General features: G+C 59.8%; 20 protein-coding genes. 9 read left to right on the top strand and 11 right to left on the bottom strand.

All coding sequences use genetic code 11. The features are described 5' to 3' along the window. Position 1: 1 nt before the first annotated feature. Positions 2 to 829, bottom strand: a complete 828-nt coding sequence (locus FH08_RS0110950) for an IclR family transcriptional regulator (protein WP_031358356.1) — start codon at positions 827 to 829, stop codon at positions 2 to 4. A 97-nt stretch (positions 830 to 926) separates the two neighbouring features. On the opposite strand from FH08_RS0110950, the gene FH08_RS0110945 reads away from it, so the two are divergent. Both FH08_RS0110945 and FH08_RS0110940 read left to right on the top strand, forming a co-directional pair. Then, positions 927 to 2,087 carry an alpha-hydroxy acid oxidase gene (locus FH08_RS0110945; RefSeq protein WP_031358355.1) on the top strand — a complete coding sequence of 387 codons (1,161 nt, stop codon included), beginning with the start codon at positions 927 to 929 and terminating at the stop codon, positions 2,085 to 2,087. An 84-nt stretch (positions 2,088 to 2,171) separates the two neighbouring features. Beyond that, positions 2,172 to 2,513 carry a zinc ribbon domain-containing protein YjdM gene (locus tag FH08_RS0110940; protein ID WP_031358354.1) on the top strand — a complete coding sequence of 114 codons (342 nt, stop codon included), beginning with the start codon at positions 2,172 to 2,174 and terminating at the stop codon, positions 2,511 to 2,513. A 65-nt stretch (positions 2,514 to 2,578) separates the two neighbouring features. On the opposite strand, the gene FH08_RS0110935 is transcribed toward FH08_RS0110940, so the two are convergent. Then, a complete protein-coding gene (locus FH08_RS0110935) occupies positions 2,579 to 3,232 on the bottom strand; it encodes a YukJ family protein (protein WP_031358353.1) in 654 nt (217 codons plus the stop codon). A 451-nt stretch (positions 3,233 to 3,683) separates the two neighbouring features. Here FH08_RS0110935 and FH08_RS0110930 point away from each other — a divergent pair, with 451 nt between their 5' ends. Further along, positions 3,684 to 3,962, top strand: a complete 279-nt coding sequence (locus FH08_RS0110930) for a transcriptional regulator (RefSeq protein WP_031358352.1) — start codon at positions 3,684 to 3,686, stop codon at positions 3,960 to 3,962. A gap of 170 nt (positions 3,963 to 4,132) precedes the next feature. On the opposite strand, the gene FH08_RS0110925 is transcribed toward FH08_RS0110930, so the two are convergent. The 6 genes from FH08_RS0110925 to FH08_RS0110895 all read right to left on the bottom strand — a co-directional run bounded on the left by FH08_RS0110925 (position 4,133) and on the right by FH08_RS0110895 (position 12,143). Continuing rightward, positions 4,133 to 4,531 carry a nuclear transport factor 2 family protein gene (locus tag FH08_RS0110925; RefSeq protein WP_031358351.1) on the bottom strand — a complete coding sequence of 133 codons (399 nt, stop codon included), beginning with the start codon at positions 4,529 to 4,531 and terminating at the stop codon, positions 4,133 to 4,135. A 563-nt stretch (positions 4,532 to 5,094) separates the two neighbouring features. Continuing rightward, a complete protein-coding gene (locus tag FH08_RS0110920) occupies positions 5,095 to 6,237 on the bottom strand; it encodes a GGDEF domain-containing protein (RefSeq protein WP_031358350.1) in 1,143 nt (380 codons plus the stop codon). Between the two features lie 586 nt (positions 6,238 to 6,823). After that, a complete protein-coding gene (locus FH08_RS0110910) occupies positions 6,824 to 8,473 on the bottom strand; it encodes a long-chain-fatty-acid--CoA ligase (protein WP_031358348.1) in 1,650 nt (549 codons plus the stop codon). A 30-nt stretch (positions 8,474 to 8,503) separates the two neighbouring features. Next, complete coding sequence (locus FH08_RS0110905) at positions 8,504 to 10,324, bottom strand: alkyl sulfatase dimerization domain-containing protein (RefSeq protein ID WP_051888130.1); 1,821 nt, start codon at positions 10,322 to 10,324, stop codon at positions 8,504 to 8,506. A gap of 69 nt (positions 10,325 to 10,393) precedes the next feature. Then, complete coding sequence (locus tag FH08_RS0110900; RefSeq protein WP_063771190.1) at positions 10,394 to 11,077, bottom strand: TetR/AcrR family transcriptional regulator; 684 nt, start codon at positions 11,075 to 11,077, stop codon at positions 10,394 to 10,396. A gap of 130 nt (positions 11,078 to 11,207) precedes the next feature. Then, positions 11,208 to 12,143 carry a LysR family transcriptional regulator gene (locus FH08_RS0110895; RefSeq protein ID WP_051888126.1) on the bottom strand — a complete coding sequence of 312 codons (936 nt, stop codon included), beginning with the start codon at positions 12,141 to 12,143 and terminating at the stop codon, positions 11,208 to 11,210. A 264-nt stretch (positions 12,144 to 12,407) separates the two neighbouring features. Here FH08_RS0110895 and FH08_RS0110885 point away from each other — a divergent pair, with 264 nt between their 5' ends. Next, complete coding sequence (locus FH08_RS0110885) at positions 12,408 to 13,730, top strand: MFS transporter (protein WP_051888125.1); 1,323 nt, start codon at positions 12,408 to 12,410, stop codon at positions 13,728 to 13,730. Positions 13,731 to 13,837: 107 nt separating this feature from the next. Here the strand turns inward: FH08_RS0110885 and FH08_RS0110880 are convergent, their stop codons facing one another. After that, entirely contained in the window at positions 13,838 to 14,953 is a 1,116-nt protein-coding gene (locus tag FH08_RS0110880) for a porin (protein WP_031358343.1), read from the bottom strand. 397 nt (positions 14,954 to 15,350) lie between these two features. Next, on the bottom strand, positions 15,351 to 15,926 hold the full coding sequence (locus FH08_RS0110875; protein WP_235210331.1) for a TetR/AcrR family transcriptional regulator: 576 nt from the start codon (positions 15,924 to 15,926) through the stop codon (positions 15,351 to 15,353). A 151-nt stretch (positions 15,927 to 16,077) separates the two neighbouring features. Here FH08_RS0110875 and FH08_RS0110870 point away from each other — a divergent pair, with 151 nt between their 5' ends. From FH08_RS0110870 to FH08_RS0110860, 3 genes are all read left to right on the top strand, one after another. Beyond that, on the top strand, positions 16,078 to 16,587 hold the full coding sequence (locus FH08_RS0110870; RefSeq protein WP_031358341.1) for a DinB family protein: 510 nt from the start codon (positions 16,078 to 16,080) through the stop codon (positions 16,585 to 16,587). A gap of 246 nt (positions 16,588 to 16,833) precedes the next feature. Beyond that, positions 16,834 to 17,328, top strand: a complete 495-nt coding sequence (locus FH08_RS0110865) for an SRPBCC domain-containing protein (protein WP_160172459.1) — start codon at positions 16,834 to 16,836, stop codon at positions 17,326 to 17,328. Positions 17,329 to 17,526: 198 nt separating this feature from the next. Next, complete coding sequence (locus FH08_RS0110860; protein WP_031358339.1) at positions 17,527 to 18,123, top strand: dihydrofolate reductase family protein; 597 nt, start codon at positions 17,527 to 17,529, stop codon at positions 18,121 to 18,123. 244 nt (positions 18,124 to 18,367) lie between these two features. On the opposite strand, the gene FH08_RS0110855 is transcribed toward FH08_RS0110860, so the two are convergent. Continuing rightward, entirely contained in the window at positions 18,368 to 18,973 is a 606-nt protein-coding gene (locus FH08_RS0110855) for a TetR/AcrR family transcriptional regulator (RefSeq protein ID WP_031358338.1), read from the bottom strand. Positions 18,974 to 19,103: 130 nt separating this feature from the next. Between FH08_RS0110855 and FH08_RS0110850 the strand changes: the two genes are divergently transcribed. After that, on the top strand, positions 19,104 to 20,027 hold the full coding sequence (locus FH08_RS0110850) for an NAD-dependent epimerase/dehydratase family protein (protein ID WP_031358337.1): 924 nt from the start codon (positions 19,104 to 19,106) through the stop codon (positions 20,025 to 20,027). A gap of 2 nt (positions 20,028 to 20,029) precedes the next feature. Then, positions 20,030 to 20,374, top strand: a complete 345-nt coding sequence (locus tag FH08_RS0110845) for a DoxX family protein (RefSeq protein ID WP_031358336.1) — start codon at positions 20,030 to 20,032, stop codon at positions 20,372 to 20,374. Positions 20,375 to 20,735: the final 361 nt, after the last annotated feature.

The following is a 20,735-nucleotide window of genomic DNA, read 5'->3' as shown; positions in this document are numbered from 1 at the left end:
CTCAACGCTTGTAAGTCGACAGCCGTGCCTTCGAAATCGAAGTCGCGGCGACTTGCACATGCTGCGCGAGTTCGGCTTCCACGCGTTCGATCGACCACCGCGACGTGGGCACCGAAATATTGATCGCGGCAACCGCCATGCCGCCGTGATCCGTGACCGGAGCGGCGACCGAAATATCACCGAGCACCGTCTCGTTTTCGATCACCGCGTAACCCCGTCGCGCGACCTTGCGGACGCGTTCGAGCAGTTTGTCGGGATGGATTTCAGTGTAGTGCGTCAGCGGGTCAAGCGGCGTCTGCGCCAGGATTTCGCGCACGCGCTCGTCCGACAGACGAGAAAGGATTGCTATGCCCGCAGCCGTAAACATCGCCGGCAAACGAGCGCCGACCACAATGTCGATGTTCACCAGATGCTGCCCCGGAAAGCGCGCGACGAACACGATCTCGTGGCCGTCGAGTTCCAGCAGGTTGGTGGTTTCGCCGAGACGACGGCTGATATCGAGCAGATACGGTGAGGCTTTGTCGATGAGTTCGTTGGCCCGCACGTAGTTGTACGAGAACTGCAACACCTTCGTCGTCAGGGCGTAGTTCCGCGTTTCGGGCACGCGATAAAGGTAGCCGAGCGCTTCGAGCGTATGAACAAGGCGCTGGGTCGCGCTGCGGTCAAGGCCGGATGCGCGGGCGATATCGACGAGGGTCATGTGACGGCTCGGACCGTCGAAGGCGTGCAGGACCTGGAAGGCTTTTTCCGTCGACCCGACGAATAGCGATGAGCGCTGAAGCGCTTTCTCGTCGGGCTTTTCCGGCGTGCCAGCGGCGCTTTTTGACATGCTCGTGTGAGATTCGAAAGTATCGGATTGTGATTATCTCAATTGTAGTGCAATCGAATCACGTGTTTGTGGCCGATTGCTATTTCGTGGAGTATTGATGCTTGCGTCTGTTGCTGAGTACAGGATCGCTGCACGGCGGCGCTTGCCGCGGCTTGCGTTTGACTATCTTGATGGCGGTGCTGAAGACGGCGACGCGTTGCGGCGCAATAGCGATGCGTATCGGCAGTGGCTGTTCAAACCGCGCGTCCTCACAGATGTGTCGCGCTGTTCAAGCACGACGCAATTTTTTGAACGCGAAGCGGCCGCGCCGCTGATCGTGGGACCGACGGGCCTGAACGGTCTCTTCTGGCCGCGCGCCGACGAACTGCTCGCACAGGCCGCAAGTCGCGCGAGCTTGCCGTTCGTGTTGTCGACCGCGTCGACGTCGCTATTGGAGGACGTGCGCGCCGCCGCGCCGCAAGGCGACCTGTGGATGCAGCTCTATGTGCAACAGGATCGCGGCATTGCCGAAGACTTGATGCGGCGCGCGAGCGCTGCAGGTTATTCAACCCTGGTTCTCACCGTCGATGTCCCGGTGCACGGCAAGCGCGATCACGACACGCGCAATGGTTTCCGGTTGCCGCTGCGTTTATCGCCCAAGCTTCTCGCCGATTGCCTGACACATCCGCACTGGTGCTGGCAGATGGCGCGCACGGGTTCGCCGCAATTAAAGAACATTGCGAAGAGCGTGGGCGAGCATGCGGATCTATCGCGTCATTCCGCCATGCTGAGCCGGCAGATGGACTTGACGCTGGGCTGGAGGGATCTGGAGTGGGTACGACGGCACTGGAGCGGCAAGGTGATCGTCAAGGGCATCATGGGTATCGAAGATGCATTGCTGGCCGCTGCGCATGGCGCTGATGGCATGGTGATATCGAATCATGGGGGGCGGCAGTTGGGGAGCACGTTCGCGCCATTGGAGCTGCTGCCGGGAATCGTTGCGGCAGTACGCGGAAAGACGGAGATTTTTATCGATGGCGGAGTACGGCGCGGCAGCGATGCATTGAAGGCCGTAGCGTTAGGCGCGCGCGGCGTGTTGCTCGGGCGAGCGCCGTTGTATGGACTCGCTTCGCGCGGCGCAGCCGGGGCCAGCGAAGTGCTCGCGCTGATCATGGAAGAGATGCTGATTTCGCTGCGCTTGCTGGGGTGCCAGGGAATCTCGGATCTCGGTCCGGCGTACGTCGGGCGCGACGGTTCGCGTGATGCAGCCCCGGGTTAACAATGCAATCGGCCAGCCCCTTATAATCCCGGCCGCCGGAGCGCGTTCGCGCCTCCTCGACTGTTACGATTATTTGAAGGAACTATGTCTACACTCCCAGCCTGCCCGCTTTGCTCGATGGAGAATACCTACGCGGACGCCGATCGCATCATTTGCGCAGACTGCGGTCACGAATGGTCAGCGTCAGAAGCCACACCGGCCGATGACGACGCGAACGCAGTCGTGAAGGACGCCAATGGCAATGTGCTGGCCAACGGCGATTCCGTGGTGCTGATCAAGGACCTGAAAGTGAAGGGTTCGTCGATCACGCTGAAGGTGGGCTCGAAGGTGAAGAGCATCCGGCTGGTAGGCGGCGACCACGAGGTCGACTGCAAGATGGACGCCGGCAGCTTTATGCTGAAAGCCTGCTATTTGAAGAAGGTTTAACGTCCAGCCCGAGTTCGAAAAGCCATCCGGCAAGGATGACTTTTCGAAGCGCTCACACCACGCGCTTACCCTCCCGCTAGCGGATTGCCCTGGTCGTCGGTATCGAAGGTCTGCGACTGGAACGCGAAGAAAAACGCGCGCCACGTGCCGTCCGCGTACGCGATCATCAGCGCTCCGTCCTGATACGCGCCGTTGTCCTGCTCGTACGGGGCGCCATTGCCCTGGTTCATATGGATGTCGTGGACGCCATTGCCGGGGACAAATTTGAAATACTGGTCCGGCTTGTTTTCTTCAGGACCCCATCTCGATCCAAATGCGTAAATGATCGACCCTTCCATGGCCATCGCCGCAACAACCGCGCTTTCCAGTTTGTCTTTCAGATCATTGGTCGAGCCGGGTGCGTCGGCGGGAACGGGCGTCATTGCCTTGATATCGACCAGGCCGCCGCGCACATAGTCGATGGCGAGACCGCCGGGCGTAGACGGCAGCGTGGTGAAACCGGGCGTCAACGCGCCCAGACCGCTCGTCAGTGTCTCGGGCAACGTATCCTGCTCTTCGAACAAAACCGTTGAAGGCGCGTGCGGCGCCGACGACTTTACGTTCGACGCAATCCGGAAAACCGTCGTTCCTGCGTGGACCAGGATTTGATAGTGGTCGTCATCGGCATTGCGAAGATGACCGGTCACGGTGCCCTTGAGCACCCCGTAGTTCACTGCCATGCATCCTCCTCGTAGTAAAACCGGCAGCGGTTGCTGCTCATGCGAAATCCAGCTTCGTCCTCCCTACTCCCGCGAGCGCCCTTGCGCAAACGTTGCCGCGGCGACCGGGCGACCGGGACCGGGCGCCGCGAAATGCGCACAATCAATCGATGTGTGCGAGGCGGAGCGAGGCACGCGTTGCGCTTCCCGCCGGCCGGTTCGACAGACTGTCTGCTGAGAAGTGCCATCGAAATGGCGAGCGTCGAGAAACATCCGTTCAATGTTCGGTTGCCATCAAAACATCATTAAAAAAGCGTAGGCGCGGCTATCGATCCAGGCGCCTCTCATCTTGTGTACGCTCGCAGACACATCGGCTCTTTCTAGCGGTATGTAATGTCACCATCGCGACTCGTTCGTCGCGTACAGTGCCCCGTTCGACCACCGTAACCGTGTATCAGATCCTGCGACATTCATGAACGCGCATGCCCTTTCCGACCATCACGTCAGCGAAGCCCCTGATCGCCAACGGGCGGGCCGCGCATTCGCGGCAAGGCTCGACATGACCATCAAGCGTTCCGGGCTTTCGTCCGGGCGCGTGGCGAAATCGCTGGGTGTCACCGAGGGGGACGTCACGCTGTGGCGAGCGGGTATCACGTTGCCGCGAGCCGCCGACTGCCGTCGCTTGTCGGAACTCCTGCACGTGGAGATGGCATGGCTCAACGGGGGATCGAAGCCAGTCGGCGAAGGCTAGCGCAGGCCCGACAGGGTGAATTCCGTTGCCTGGCGGCAATGTGATTCACCAACGATTTTGCGGCCTTCGTGCAATGTGGCGGACAATTGCCCAGCACATTCCGCCACGGAAATAGCAGTGAGCCTGACGAATGCGGCACCCGGCTAACGTGTGCCGCACCTCACCCTGAGTCAATCGCGCAGTGAAGCGGTCAAACGCGCCGCGGTATCGAAGAACTCGATCCAGCGGGTCAACAAGCCGTCCTTTATCGTGCAGATGTGAACCCACTCCGTTTCGAATGGCTTGCCGGTTTCTTTTAGCGTCACCCGGACAAACCCGAGAACGACAATATGCTCGTTCGCGTCGATAAACTCCCGGGGTTCCCACGTCGTGATCTCCCCGTCCGCGGCCAGATCTTTGAAATACTGCCCGACCTCCTGCCGGGTACGACATTGCGTTGCATGAGGTAACGATGCGGGGCCTACGATTCGCCAGTCAAGCGTCGGCGCGACGCACTCGAGCACAGCCTCGATGTCGTTGCGCCCAAACGCCTGATAAGCTCGCCTCACAACTTCCATGGGCGTGTCCATGAATTCCTCCTTGGGGTAAAAGCGTGGCGCGGGACGGTCCTCCGAACGAATCGAGTTGGCGCAAAGGTCGATGCTCGTTGGCGAAGCGCCTTCATCAAGGCTGCACCGTCATCAAGCGAAACCCTCGCCTACGCTCGACACGTCGCCCCGCCTGAGGCGGTCAGCCTCTCAATGGATTAACGCATCGGCAGCGTCGATAACAACGAATGCCGGCTTGTTAAAGCGGCTCGGTTGGACTGACCGGGGTTTCTCCTGCTTTGGGATTCGCAGGTCACGAAGCAGGGAGAATCATCATAGGAACGGGAATGGCTGGCCTTAAGCGCAATGTCTTAACCAGCACGATTAAGGGTGTTATAGGTTGTGCCCGGATATAAATCCAGAGTGTCGAGTGCGGATCGACTAGAGCGACAGCGGGACATGCTTAAGCAAGGATGCCTAAGTATTAAGTCGTTTACTGCGAACATGCGTTCCAAGCGGCAATACGACAGCCCGGCTGAGCCGATTCGATTTGTCTGTACTGAAGCGGATGAGCACGCCAACGTATCAGCGAAGACTTGCCCCCTCTATGACGCGAAGCTCCAGCGCGATTTGCCCATTGCCTTCGCGACGTTGAGCGCCTTGTCGGCGGCATTGAGCGCCGTCAGCACGTCGCTGCCGTGATCGGGAATCAAAGCCACGCCAATACTCGCGCCCACACTGACCGAAACATGCGCGGTCAGCGCAAACGACGCCGACATTTCGCTGATCAGGCGATCCGCAAATGCAGCCGCTTCCTCATGGTTGCGCGCCCTGACCGTGACGACAAATTCGTCGCCACCAATGCGAAACACCATGTCCTCCGGCCCCTTCAATGCGTTGAGACGGCCGCCGATCATAACCAGCAAGAGGTCTCCCGCTTCGTGGCCGTACTGGTCGTTGACGGGTTTGAAGCCGTCCAGATCGATATAAAGGACGGCAGTTTTTACGGCACTTTCCGACGCTGTCTTGTATCGGTTCTGCGAAGCATGGATCAACCCGGCGCGATTCGGCAGGCTGGTCAGCGCGTCATGGCGCGCACGGTGATCGTTCTCCCGTTCCGCCTTCATGGTTGAGACAAGCAGTCCATTCAGGCGAAATGCCGCGATGCTCATCGCAACGAGGTAGAACGGAATTTGAATCAGCGTCAGGCTCAGGATGAGCTCTTTCGACATGGCCGCTGCAATACAGCACGGACCAAGGGACAAAAGAATCATGATCCCGACCAGTCGGGGCGCGCCGAAATTCCGGAAGCAGATGCCCCCAACCATCGCGGCGGCGGACAAGCAGGAGAGCGTGGCGGCAATCCAGTCCGTACTCTGGATGCTGATAAATGCACCGTAGCCGACGCTCGCACCCCAAAGAACGCCGAGGAGCAGATAGACATCGGTGAAGGTCGGCTGTCCGCGCCTCGCCGCCCGATGCGCCGCGACCAGCAAGACCAGGCGCGCGCTGCACAGGACGACTTCGATCACCACCCAGGCGATAAATGCCGGCGAGGGTTCGCGCATGGCGATCGCAACGGAAACAGCGATGGTATTGAGGACGCCGCCGGCGAAAATAGGCAGTGTGCCGAACAGACTTCCGATCAGCGCGACCCGGATGTCATCGGGTACGTCGGGGCCGGAATAACATAACCAGGTGGTGAATCGCCAGCGAGGCAAGCTAAACGGCGCTATTTTCGTATCCATGGATCGTTTCGTTTATGCGCGACTGCCGTGTCATGGTGTCATGGTTGTTCGTCACGGCGCCGGCGCCCGTCCGAGCGGTTTAGCCGAATAAGCCAGTATTCTATACGTGCTTAAGTTACGCGATTGTGTGCACTGCAATGTGATGTGCTCTGCTTGGCGGGATGTGCCGCTTGATCGACGCGAGGCGCTGCGTTACGGAATCAAACAGAATCGAAGTGAAATGCCGCGGGATTAAACCGCATGTCCGGAGCGCGTTCCGGACGTCATCAAGCACTTTTACGAGCGTGGCTTTCGCGTGCCGTATGGCGATGTTCGACGGGAAACACATGCGGTCGGTGTACCAATGCAGCCTGCTGCCGACGGAGCAATCCTCGAAATGAACTGCCGGGCGCCGTCGTATCGGGCGAGGGACGGGCGGGCTGCTGCGACTGGTTTGCAGGATAGACGGCCAACGGACATGTTTCAGCGATGGTGGCCTGCACCATCGCGTTTTTAGATTTGATTACAACGCCCGCCAAGCCGTGCTCGAAGTTCTGCTTCCGGCTGAGTCCAATCCAATTCAGACTCTGCCGGTGACGCCCGCTTCCTAACTTTCCCTATCGCGAAGCTTGCGCCTCAAAATCTTTCCTACGTTGCTCTTGGGCAGTTCGTCGCAAAACTCTATGGCCTTCGGTCGCTTGTAACCGGTCAGCTGCTCCCGGCAAAACGCCATGACGTCGCCCTCAGTGAGACGCGCGTCACGGCGCACGATGAACAGCTTCACGGCCTCACCTGAATGCTCATCGCGCACGCCAATTGCCGCAACCTCGAAGACACCGGGATGCGAGGCGACCACGTCCTCGATTTCGTTCGGATACACGTTGAAGCCGGACACGATGACCATGTCCTTCTTGCGATCGACAATCCTTACGAAGCCGCGCTCATCCATGATGCCGATGTCGCCGGATTTGAAGTAGCCGTCGGGTGTCATGACGCTAGCGGTTTCATCGGGACGGTTCCAATATCCCGCCATTACCTGCGGCCCGGAAATGCAGATTTCGCCGGGCTCGCCGTGGGCAACGTCACGCCCATCGTCGTCGCGAATCGCAATGAAAGTTGAAGGCAGCGGTACCCCGACCGTACCGCTAAACGTGGTGCCATTTGACGGGTTGCTGGTTGCGCACGGCGAAGTCTCGGATAGCCCATAACCTTCAATGATCGACTTGCCCGTCTTCTCAAACCAGCGCGCCGCCACTCCTTGCTGGATAGCCATGCCGCCGCCGTTCGCAAGCATCAGTCTGGACAGGTCGAGCGAGGCGAAACCCGGGTCGTTCAACAGCGCGTTGTAAAGCGTGTTGACGGCCGGGAACGAGGTAATCGCGTAACCCTGCAGCGCCTTTATCATGCCGGGAATATCGCGGGGGTTCGGAATGAGGAGTCCGAGCCCGCCGGCCCGCATGGTCAGGAACGCGCAGACCGTGAGCCCGAAGATATGATATAGCGGCAAGGCAACCACGGTGACAATAGGATCGGTATCGGTATCGGGACGCTCCCGGGTCAACGGCTCACGCCACACTTCGCTCTGAAGCACGTTGGCGATCAGGTTCCTGTGCAGCAACATCGCCCCTTTCGAAACGCCCGTCGTGCCGCCGGTGTATTGCAGCACAGCCAGGTCATCGGGCTCGAGATCGGGACGCTTGAGCGGGCTGCGGGCGCCTTGCGCCAACGCGTCGCCAAAGGTAGTGCGCGGGGTAGGCGCCTGCTCGTTGGACGCAAGCGGGTTCGGCACGCCCATCATCTCGCCGATCGATGCGACCACGACATGCAAAACCCGGGTGTTGCGTTGAACCGCCTGCAAGACTGCATCGAATGGTTCGAGCAGGACGATCGCCTCCGCGCCGCTGTCGACCAGTTGATGCTCGAGTTCGCGGGGCGTATAGAGCGGATTCACGTTCACGACCACGTAACCCGCGCGCAGGATAGCGGCCATTGCCACCGGATACTGCAGCACATTCGGCAGCATGATCGCGACCCGCGCGCCTCGGGCGAGCCCCTTGGATTGCAGCCAAGCGCCGAGATTTCGCGACTGCACGTCGAGTTCCGCATACGTCAGCGTCCGGCCCATGCAGGCAAACGCTTGCCGTGGCGCAAACGCCTTGAAGCTCTCATCGAGCAGGTCCGGCAGCGAACGGTATTGCGTCGGGTCGATATCCGCCGGAACGCCAGGCGGGTAGGCTTTCAACCAGATTCTTTCCATTGTGCTTTTCATCGTACTTCTCCTCGATGCCTAACGTGCCGCAAGCGCGGGCAAGCGTCGCTGCGGCCGATCAAAGCAGCCTGTGAACGTACGCAGTTGATCGACCGTTCCCCGCTCCAGCACGATGGTTCCTTCCTGAAGCAACCCCGGCACCTGGCCCGCGATGTCGCGCAGCATCGTGTACAAAGTTGCGGTATCGAGCGCAAGCTGAAGGTGAGCATTTGGCCACGGGCGCTCGTGCACCTGAAGCACCCCCTTGCGCAATTCCAGCGCGAACATGGCGTCCCGATCCGTCAGCCACAGTGTGAGGATCATGTGGACATCGGCAGACTGCACTGGATCGACAGAAACGCAGAGGCGCTGCAATACGTTGCCAAGCGGTTGCGCGCGCATCACGTCCATGGAGGACAGTCCGCCGCCGCCCGCAAACGGCAGCTCGTCGTAAGCATGTTCCAGCTCGCGCGCCGCGCTCAAATACCAGTTGCGCCAATTGGTGTTCTCGGTGCGATACCCCAACTCGCGCAACGCCTCCGCCTTGATCGCCCGTGCGTCGGAATCCGTTGTATCGAGTCGCACGAGCAATGTGGCGAGCTCGGCAGCCCAGCGCCAGTCACCGTCCCCGAGCGCCACCCGGGCGGCCGCGCGCACGGCTTCGGTACCGTTCATCATGTCGACCGTGCGGCGAGCCCGCTCTGCACGTGGCAATGGATCGAGAGAAGCGGGATCGCCGTCGAACCACCCCAGTTGTCCGGTGTACACCTGCCGCACGGAATGCTTGACCGTGCCGTAGTACTCGCCGAGCCACGCATGCTGGGCCAGATGCGGCGGCAGCGACGGAATGGCGTCGGCGAGTTCGTCCTGCGTGAGGCCGCGATTCATGTGGCGGATCGCCTGGTCGTGGATGAACTGGATCGCGTCGCGATACACGGACAATACGTCCGCCACGGCCGCTTCGCCCGACACCGGACGGCCATGCGCCGGCACCATGTGCGCCGCATGGAAGTCCCGCATCATGTCGATGGTTCGATACCAGCGCACCGGATCGCGATAGCGCGTGCCACGCAGCGTATGCACGTTCGCAAGACACTCGCCCTGGATCACCTCCGCCGACAGCAGGACACCAAGGTCGGGCAGCCACATCACGATCTCGTCATCGGCTTCCGATGGCGCATAGCGGAACTCGAAACGCACCCCGGCGAGCACGATATCCAGGGTATCGTCGAATACGCGCGTGGGTGCGAGAAAACTCGCCGGTTCGGCAATCAACACCGGTCCGATCCCTGCATTGACCTTGCCGGTCGGGCCCGCGGGCAGCAGTGTGCCGAAGCTGTACGCCGAGCGCGCGGCAAGGATAGGCGCGACAAGGTTCGCGTTGTTGATGACCGTTTCCATCAGCGAGCTATGCGCGATGATCTCGACACTTCCCGCCGCGAGTTGCGCCTCGTCGGCAAACGCACGCACACCGCCCGTGTGGTCCGTATGGTTGTGCGTGTAGACCACCGCCTTCACGGGCAATCGCGCGTGGCGCGGATCGATTGCACAGAAGTCCTCATAGATTCGTTTAGCCGCCGATACGGCTTCGGTTGTATCGATCACCACAATACCGTCGTCGCCAACCACGAAGATGATGTTCGCAATCGCATAGCCGACAGCGCAATACACGCGCTCCGCCACGCGGTAGATGCGCTGAGCCATGCGCTGCGAATGTTGCGTCAGGCGCGGCGGGACGGTCGGTGCGGCGATCGCGAAGGCGAGGTTCACGCCGGCGTCGAACGCGACATCGAGCGGATCGCCAATGTGTGGCGCGTCAAAAGCGGGTTGGCGCGATAGGCCGGCGCAACATGGGGTCATGGATGTCTCCTTGCGGTAGTCGAAAATACAATCGGAACCGGAATTCTTGTTCCGTTTTTGCTGAAAAAATCAAGAAACGGCCAGAACCAGGCAACGGCAAAACTGTGTCTTGAGCCAAGGCGTCAGACGGCGGCTCGCCAGTGACAATGGGCCGGGATCGTTCAGGACGAGGTTGACCAGCATCCCCAGGATCAGTTGAAGCGCAGCCTGTACCTCGAATTCGATCGACTCTGCATCCGCTTTTTTCGCATTGCGTTCTTTCGCAATAGCGGCGACGAGCGGCGGTACGATCAACGCGAGCACGTCGCGGTTCGCTTCCTTGACGATGTCCCACGTCGCTCTCGGTCGCGAAACGCGTAACAGCGACGCATGGAACAGTCCGCGATTGCGGCGAAACGACAGCACATACATCTCGACGATCGCGTCCGCGACTTTTCGCGCGTCACCTGAGCGCCATTCGGGCTCGCTGGCCACCATGTCGCGCACGCGGTCGCGACTTTGGGCCATTGCGCGGTCGAGCACCACGTCGAAAAACATGTCCTTGCTGTCGAAGCGCCTGTAGAACGCGCCGATAGAAGTACCCGAGCGTTCGACGATATCCGTGATCGACAGATCGTCCAGATTGCCACTCTCCTCAATCAACTCGCGGCCAGCCTGCAGCATCTTTTCCAGCCCGATCTGGCTGCGCGCCTGCCGCGGTATCGGGAGGGCGAATTCAACTGCTGCGCGGCTGCGTGGCTGGGGTCGGGTCATGGGGTCTTGTGAACGGTGTTGCGCAAAACGGAATCGGGATTCCGGATCCTCGGCGAACGCTCGTGCTTTGTCAACCCGCCCAAGGGAAAGCCCTATGCGTGGCGCCTGCCGATTACATCTTGCCCGCCCATCACATCAATCCGCGTGCGGCCGAATTGGCGTTGTCCATGACTTGCTCTGTCAACGCCAGCGCCGCGCTGGCGGCCGGCGAATGGGTTCGCTCAGCCAGGGACACGAGTGCGAATTCAAGGCTCAGTTTCGGCGGATGGGTGAGCGCAATGCGCGCGAGACGCTGAGCCTCCAGGTCGTGCCGGACCGCCGAGGCCGTCGCGAACAACACCGCATCTGTTCTCGCCACGACGTCTTTAAGCACGGCAACGTCGTTGCACTCGACCTGCAACGGAATTTCCTCGTGGGCGCGATACTTGAGCAGACGATGCAGCGCGTCTTTCATAAATCCAGGCAGCGATACTGAAACGAGTGGAAACTCCCGCAACGCGGACAGCGGCACCGGGCCCCGCGCCAGCAGGGGATGATCCGGCCGCGCGAACCAACCGCCTTCATGACGCGGCAACCGGTGCAAGGCCAGGTCTGGCGCGACGGGCGGCACGCGCCGATCCGTCACCACGAAATCAACACGCTCTTCGCGAAGTTTCTGCATCAATTCGTCGCCTTCCCTCAACTCGATCAGCACCTTGATCTTGGGAAAGCGCCGTGAAAACTCAACCAGCAAGTCCGGCAGCAGCACGACAGCCGCGTAGGGCCCGAGGCCGATCTTCACCTCGCCGAGTTCGTGCGCCTTGAGCAACTCGACATCACGGAACATGCACCGCGTTTCGAACAGAACGCGCCGCGCGCGCTCGACCAGCAGGCGGCCGGCAGCGGTCAGCGCGACGCCTCGCGCGGCACGATCGAAAAGCTTCACGTCGAGTTCGTCCTCCAGCGCCTGAATGCTCCGGCTCAGCGCGGGCTGGCTCAAATGGACCCGGCCAGCCGCTCGGGCGAAACTTCCTTCCTCGGCCAGCGCAACCACGTGAGAGAGCCGGCGCGAATTGATTTCATGCATTGTTTGCAACGTTCCGATAAAGAGATTGCACTTGAACTATTGCGTTATACCACCTCAAATGGGCGCAAAGATGCGGGCGGGAATGCCTCGACAAGCTCAATACGCGCAACGCACAGAGGAGACGTTATTGAAAACCACACCATCGCGCACCGCTCCAAAACCCGCCTTGTCCGCCACCGTGCCCATGTGCTGCCATCGCCAGTGATAAAGCGTCGGGGTACCAGTTAGCCGACCCCACTGCCAGGGCCTTCTCAGGAGCATTTGATGTTTGAAGCAAAAGATTCTGGATTCGTGCTGGACCGCTCTGCACCCATGGCGACAGCGAGCGGTCGGCGCTGGGTGATCGTAGCGACGCTGTTTCTTTTCATGGCCATCAATTTCGCCGACAAGGCCGTGCTGGGCCTCGTCGCGCTGCCCCTCATGCACGACATGCAACTGACGCATGCGCAGTTCGGAATCGTCGGAAGCGCGTTTTTCCTGCTTTTCGCGTTATCGGGAATCGGCTTCGGGCTGGTTGCTGACCGGCTTAACGTGAAATGGCTGATGGCGGGCCTCGCGATGGTGTGGGCGGTTGCGCAGTTGCCGCTTGCGTGGCCAACCAGCTTCGCCGTGCTGCTCGGCTGTCGTATCCTGCTCGGCGCCGGAGAAGGCCCGGCATCACCGCTCGCGCTTCACGTTGTGTACACCTGGTTCGAGGATCATGAACGCAGCCTGCCGACCACCATCGTCCAGCAAGGCGCCACGACCGGCATCATCCTGGCGGGGCCGGTGCTTACCTTCATCGCTCAACGCTGGTACTGGCATGCGGCCTTTCTGACGCTGGGCGTGGTCGGCGTCATGTGGACGATTCTTTGGCTGGGCGTGGGGAAAAGCGGCGACGCGCACCACAGCCAACCGCTCACGAATGCGCTGCGCGCCGGCTGGGCTCCGGTCCGCTCGAGTGTGAGTTATCGGCGCATTCTCACCGACCGGACCGTGATCGGCGTGCTGCTGCAAGGACTTGTCGCCTATTCGGTGATAGCGATCGGGGTAACCTGGGTACCCAGCTATTTTCGGGTCGCGCTCGGGTTCAGCGCTACCGAGGCCGGCTGGCTCTTCGCGCTGCAAGTAGCGGCGCAAATTCCGATAGGGCTCGCACTTGCCATGTGGTCACATCGGATGCTCGCACGCGGGGTATCGTCGCGGCTGGCGCGTGGCGCGCTGGTCAGCGGTGCATTCGTCGTGAGCGGAATGGCCTACTGCATGCTTTATGTCGATGCCCCGCCGTACGCAAAAGTTGCGGTGATGGCACTGGCGAGCGCGCTGGCGCTCCAGGCTTTCACGTTCGGCCCGCTGCTGGTGGCCGAAGTCACGCCGGACGTACGGCGCGGAGCGATGCTGGCGATCACGAATTCAATTGCAACGTTGGCGGGTTTGATTGCCCCTGCGGCGATGGGTAAGGTGCTTGGCGTGGTAGCAAACAACCGCGGGTATGAGTTGGGCTTTACCGCTACGGGCGTGCTGTTGATCGTGGCAGGCGCAGCAGGATTTCTGCTGCTTGATCCGCAACGCTCGCGTAGACGACTGCAACAATCTCGCACCGTTTGAAAACACTTTCAAATCCAGACAGATAGCCTCCAGGATGCTGGATAAAAAAACCGCGGCGCCCGGCATTCGACCGGGCGCCGCAGTTTTTATCCAGCCAGACAGTAACGTTAAAACTGGTGACGCAGACCTGCCATCACGCCCAATTGCGTACCCTTCTGAGCCAACCCGACGCCGTTGACACCTTGCAATTGCGCGCCGATCAAATCTCCCCGGTATTGCGAGTAATCCGCTTCCAGGTAGACGTCAGTACGCTTGGACAAGTTGTAGTCGCCCACCAGCTGATACTGCCACGCCGACCCGTCCTTCGATTGGGTCTTGCCATCCTGCAGCGTACGCCAGACGTTCGCCGCAAAGTGCCACGCGTTGCCCACCTGCTGCGTAACGCCGCCCATGATCATCCGGCGCTTCGAAAAGTCGGTGTACTTGAGCGCCGTCAGCGCGGCCGCCGTGAACGGCCCGTTAGCGAAATTGGAGAAACCGGCATCGTTCTGGTCAACGATGTACCCCAGCGCGAATCTCGTCTTGTCCCATGTGTACGATCCTCCGAAGGTCCATGACTTCGAATCGCTGCCGTTGACTGAGTCCTTCGATTCCTTATAGGCGGCGCCCAGCGAGACAGGGCCGCCCGCTGGAGCGTAGGCCGCGGCCAAGCCCATCTCGCTGCCATAAGACATGTGACCGGCGACACCACCGAACGCGTACCCCGCGGAGACCATGAGGTCGTGAGCGTGAAACTGGTACTGAACCTGATTGCTCGTCCAGATACCCCCGCTCATTGTCACCTCGGGCTGAAAGCTGAAGTCGTACGGAATCCACGGATTGCTACCGTACCCGCCAATGGTGATCCCTTCTATCATCACGTTGTACTGACGACCTATGATGACCTGGCCATACGTACTCGACCGCACTCCGACCTGTGCCTCGTTGAAATACGGCAACGTGGGATCGCTTTGTCCATTGTTGATGTCGAATCGATTTTCGAGCTTGAAGAAGGTTGACCATCCGTCGCCCAGATCCTCAACACCTTTCAGGCCCCAGCGGCTTTGCGTCATGCCGCCATTGCCAAGCGCCACGCTTGAATCACCCGCTTTGTTGGCGTTCGTCATGTATCGGACGCTTTCATCGACAACGCCATACAACGTGACGCTCGATTGCGCATGCGCTTGCTGACAAGCCAGCGCGACTGGCAGCAAGGCATAACGCCACTTGCTCAACTTCCTCATAGTGTCTCCCCGTTTTTGAGTTTCGCTTTCTGCGAATGGGTGGCTTTGCGCCCGGATCGACAGCCCTGTGCATCTCCACGCGAAAGCTTGTCGATTCCTCCTGCTGAGTTACAAGACGATGCTTGCGTCTTCAATTTGACGGGAAGCCAACGATAATTCCAGTGCATTGTTGTTATCGTATGAATGCACTGACTGCATGGATGTGGAGTGCGCTGGAGGGGCGACAGAGGTTCTAAGCCCGGATAGGCTGCTGCCAGCCGCCCAAGGGCCCTTTTGCGAATCCGCCGGGAGAGGCGAACACGAGCGCGTTGTCACGAGGCGCGAGCCTGCAACAAGCGATCTGAAGATAGCAACCGTTGTACAGCCGCCTCAGTCTTGTCTTCGAGGCGCGGTTTAATTAAGTCAAACTGACCTTTGCGAATGCGATTCGATTACGCAAATAGGCACAGACCAAAGCAACCAGTTCTGCCTTAAGTACGGGTGAATCGAGCTCCCCGTTCCGGGCAGCGGCATGAACCACGCCTTCGACGGCTGCAGCGAGCACGCGCCCGGCCACATCGTCGCGGGCAGGATCGAGTGTCTTTGAACTTGATTCGATGACAACGCGGTAACGACGCTGATATTCCCTTTCAAAGTCACCGTAATTCGAGCGTCCGGCGAGCGGGACTTCATCGAGCAGAACGCGGTGCAACGCATGATTGATTGAGTGCACGGCAATGACGCCATCGATCAGGCAAACGACCCGTTCATCGAGCGTCCCTGACTCGCTCCATTCCCCGGAGATGGATAACGCATCAAGCACCAAGCCGAGATGGCGCTGGCGAATCATCTCGGCAAGCGCGAACTTGTCAGCGAAATACTGATAGAGCGATCCAACGCTGACGCCAGCAACCGCGGCCACTTCGTTCGTCGTGAAATCCGCCCAGCCCCGGCTCTCCAGAACGCGAATAGCTGCGTCAATAATGGTGTCCACCGTCGCTCGGGAACGCTGCTGTCGCGGCGGCTTCCGCATGATCCTGGGCTGTCCGGAAACGCGAGTATTCAAAATTGTGTCTCCCAGTCAGAATGCGAATATCAGCTCGCATAATACACAGAGCTCAACTCGTACCTTCACGAGAATCCACATGAGCGCACAGACGCTTTTGATTTCCCTGTTCGAATACAAGGCATGGGCCAATCAAGGTCTCATTGCAAGGTTGGCCCAACTTGGCAAGCTATCGTCCGAGGTCGAGTTCCGCATGGCGGTTAGCCTCTTCAATCATGCCCATATTGTTGATCGCATTTTCGGCGCCAATCTTCAGTGCGAGAAGCACGCCTATTCCCGGACCGATTCCGACGACGTACCGAACCTGGAAGACCTGTTTGATGCGACCAGAGATATGGATCGCTGGTATATCCAATATGTTACGCACCTGCGCGATGCCGATCTCATGGAAGCAATCGCATTCTCTTTCACGGACGGGACACCGGGGAAAATGTCGCGCGAGGAAATGCTTGGACACGTCATTGCACACGGCGGATACCATCGCGGTGAAATCGGGCGAATCCTGACCCAACTCACTGGGTCGTCACCACGTGACACCTTTACCGGCTTCCTTCACGAAGTGGAGCCTGCACGCCGTGACGAACCTTGATGTCTGACTGAGACCAAACGATCCGCCATCGACGGCGAGTAGCATCGAGAGGCGGTTTCGAATCGACCACGGAAATCCGATGTCGATTCAGGCTCGATTGATCCGGGTCGGCACCGAACTTTTGGATTCGGCTTGGTTCAGACACTCGACGTCGGTGACTAGACCGTCAACAATCCGGGCGTGCAAAACTGCAGCCGCACGATTGCAACCGATTAAGGGACGAATATGGGCTTACGGGGATTGCTGTTGAAAGGCATCGCTGTCATTGTTTTAGGCCTAATTGGCACCCTTTTTGTCCTGCACGAAGATAGTAGCGTGCATGCTGGCATTGTCATCGATCGTCCGCCTGCCGATGTCTGGAACGTCGTATCGAATAGCTCCGCGTATCCCGATTGGAATCCCTTTATCACTCGTGTTGACGGTGACTTTAGGGAGGGAGAGGCGATCCGCATTGTGCTAGGCAATGGACCGGATTCGATGGAGTTCAAGCCGACAGTTCTGATCGTTCGTCCGGGACGAGATCTTTGCTGGCGTGGCAGTATATTGATTCGCGGCGTCTTCGACGGTACGCATTGCATTCACCTCACGGCCGTCACTGGCGGCACCCATCTTGAGCAAACCGAATCTTTCTCTGGATTGCTCGTTGGGCGGTTGACCCAAGACATAATCGAGGAAACTCAGCGGAACTTTCAGGCGATGAACACCGCGGTTAAGCAACGCGTGGAAACGAAAACGCCCTGAGCGCCGCTCATCGCGCGACACCCGGCGGTATCAAGGGCTGCAGTTGCTGGTCGGCCGATATCGAACATTGCTGGCGTCGCTCGGATCGTCGACCGTTCCCTAGTATCGTTGACCGTTGAGGAATGCATCGGCTGGCTTGGAACGAACAAAAGGCCGGGCGACTTTATGATGGGGCGTGACCACAATTCGGGAGACGCAATGAGAAAGCTCAAAATCATGGAGCACATCTCGTTGGACGGCGTGATCCAGGCATCCGGAGAAGACGATTTCCCCTACGCTGACTGGACCGTGCCCTATCGGACCCCCGCCGGCCGGGATGCGCTCCTCGCCGAGCATGGGGGGCGCTTCGATCTGCTGCTCGGACGTCGCACCTACGATATGTGGTCGGCCTTTTGGCCAAAGGCACCGAGCAGTCCGATGGCGGAGGGCTTGAATGCGGCAACCAAATATGTCGCGACGCACCGCCCCGAAAGTCTTGAATGGGGGCCGTGTGAGTGGCTTGGACCGGACGTTGTCGAGGGCATTCGCCGCATCAAGTCTCGGGCAGGCCCTGGCCTGATTCTGTGGGGGAGCTCCACGCTGACATCGACGCTGCTCGAACAGGGGCTAGCGGATGAAATCCTGCTGGTGGTCTATCCAGTCCTGCTGGGTACAGGGAAGCGCTTCTTCGCCGAGGGAACCCCACCGTGCTCATTCGAACTCGTCAGTACAAAAGCAACGCCGTCCGGCGTCAACCTCTGCGCTTACAAAGTGGCCAGCCCGTTGAAGACCGGGCAATCTGGCGAAGCGGCTTGAGGCGTTGTTCGATCATCGAAGATAGAGCGTAAACCAAGGGCTCTCGAACGTTCGCTTGGGGTCGAGTTGAGCCGGTCGTCGTCGGGCTGGGTCCGGCCACAAAACCACACTCACAATTTTAGAGACGCGCCTGGACCGTACGGAAACCGGTGCGCGACTGCGTTCCGAATCGGCAAGCGCAGTGTCCCGCGCTACACGCTGTTGTGCTCCGCATGCAGCGGCTCGACATCTTATGCGGTGCTCCTTAGCGAAGTGCAGCCGCCACCGCCTCGTCAATCTGCAGCGCGAAGCGCGCTTGAACATCGGGCACCGTAAAGCCAATTGACAGTTCCAGATACGCGTCGCCTAGCACCAAATTAACGAATGTCGCTGCCCGCAATACAGCAGTCGAATCATCAAATCGCTTTCGCAGAATTTTTGCGGCGAAGGCACGCACGACCTTTGCACCATTTTCGTAAAACACCTGGCCAAGTTCCGGAAGACGCTCGGCCTCAGCAACGATGGCCCGGTAAAGCCGCAGATAATCCGGCGCGATAAGGCTTTGTGCCAACACCCATCCCAACTCGCGCAACTCGACTTCAGGTGATCCATCGGATTGCTCGTCCAGAGCGCTGGCGAGAAATCCGCCCACCTGAGCGCACATCGAGCTCACCAGACCAACGAAGAGCGCCTCCTTCGACTTGAAGTGGCGATAGACCGTCTGTTTGCCGACGCCAGCGGCCGCGGCGACATCGTCCATCGTTGCCAGGCCGAAACCCTGGCTTAAAAAAACGGTTTTGGCGCCGTCGAGGATGGCGGACCGCTTACGGCGTTGCAGCGGGCTCAGGTCGGGGAGAGAGGACGTGTTCATGCCAGATAAATAACAGATCATCGAGTAGTTGACAAGACTGGTCGGTCTCGTTTAGATTTGTCGAAACGAGACCGATTAGTCTCGTTCGTGTGACTTATCAACTTCGCAGGCAATCATCGAGGAGAACGCTATGGAACTATTTATTACAGGTGGTACGGGCTTTATCGGGCAAGCGGTCGCGCGCAAAGCAATCAGCCTCGGCCATCAGGTGACGGCGCTGGTGCGCAACGACAGCTCGGCGGCCGCGAGCGCGCTGGCACGTCTCGGCGTGAAACTGCATGGCGGCGACTTGCGTGAGCCACAGTCTTTCGCTGCGACTGCCGGTGCCGCTGATGGCGTGGTGCACATGGCGTCGACCAACGATGCTTCCGCCGCCGCTGCTGACGAGGCCGCGGTTGAGGCGATGCTTTCGCATTTGCATCCGGGCGCGGCGTTCATCTATACGTCGGGCACCTGGGTCTACGGCAATACGGAGGGCGAGCCCGCGACTGAAGCATCGGCGTTGAACCCGACGCCACTCGTCGCCTGGCGGCCCGCAGTGGAGCAACAGGTGCTGGCCATAGCAGCACGCCGCTCGATTGCCGCGGTGATCCTCAGGCCGGCGATGGTGCACGGCTACGGCGGCGGCATCTTCGGCATGCATGCCGGTATGGTCCGTCAGACCGGCACTGTGAGAGTCGTCGGCGATGGCCGCAACCACTGGCCTGCCGTGCACGTCGATGATCTCGCCACGGCCTACCTGAGTGCGATGGAGCGGGCGGCAAGCGGGGACGGTCGAGTCACGGGACAGATCTTCAATGTGGTCGCGGAAGATGCCGTTGCCGTTGCCGAAATGGGCGAAGCGATTCGGGCCTCGGTCGGCGCCGAGCGCGTCGAATTTTGGCCGCTCGACGATGCTCGCAAATCACTTGGGCCATTTGCTGACGCACTGGCGCTCGACCAGACGGTAAGCGGCCAGCATGCCCGGCAAGTTCTTGCGTGGGAACCGCACGGCCCCGGCCTGATTGCGGACCTCTCTGTACAGAACCACTTTCAGCAAAACAACGGAGCATGACGATGGCGTTAAACACTGCATCCATCGAATCGATTCTCGCGATGATCGTAGCGGTTCTGTTCGCGGTTGCCGGGGTGGTCAATCTCGCGGGACGCGGCGCGGTGAAACGCGACTTCGCACGCTGGGGTTACCCGGCATGGTTTCGATTGCTCTGTGGCGCTCTCGAGCTGCTGAGTGCAGTACTTCTTCCTGGACAACAAACCAGAGTTTTAGGCCTGACGCTGGCCGGTGCGATCATGATTGGCGCGCTCTTCACGTTGCTACGAAATCGCGAACCGTTCCGGCATCTCGCCCCGGCGCTGATCTTCTCGGCTCTCGTTGTGGCTACGTTGGCGCTCCGCGGTTGAGGCTTACTCGCCATCATGCGAGTGAGCCCGGGACGCTAACAGGCCGCGCGGGTAATCCGTTCTGCCGGTACTTGAAATACGCACATGGATAGCAGGCATTGGACCAACTCCAATTTGATCACGTGCGTCATGCGTCCGCTTTTTGTAGCGATGGCTGGGCGATGCAGGTCGCCTGCCGCAGATCACCGCTTTACGTGCCACAGAAAACGGCCACTCATGCATGAGGCAGCGGGCGGCCCAGACCGTGTCAAAACGCGTAACGGCACAAACTCCGACGACACCTGCTCTCGCAACGAAGTGCGGATTATTGAATGCGGCATGTGGAACATCAATTTCATCAAAGAGGATGTGGTCAAGTCCC

Source organism: Caballeronia sordidicola (genome assembly GCF_000729995.1).
Taxonomy (GTDB): Bacteria; Pseudomonadota; Gammaproteobacteria; order Burkholderiales; family Burkholderiaceae; genus Caballeronia; species Caballeronia sordidicola_A.
Note: the sequence above shows the minus strand (reverse complement) of the source record. Positions and strands in the feature narration are given on the sequence as shown.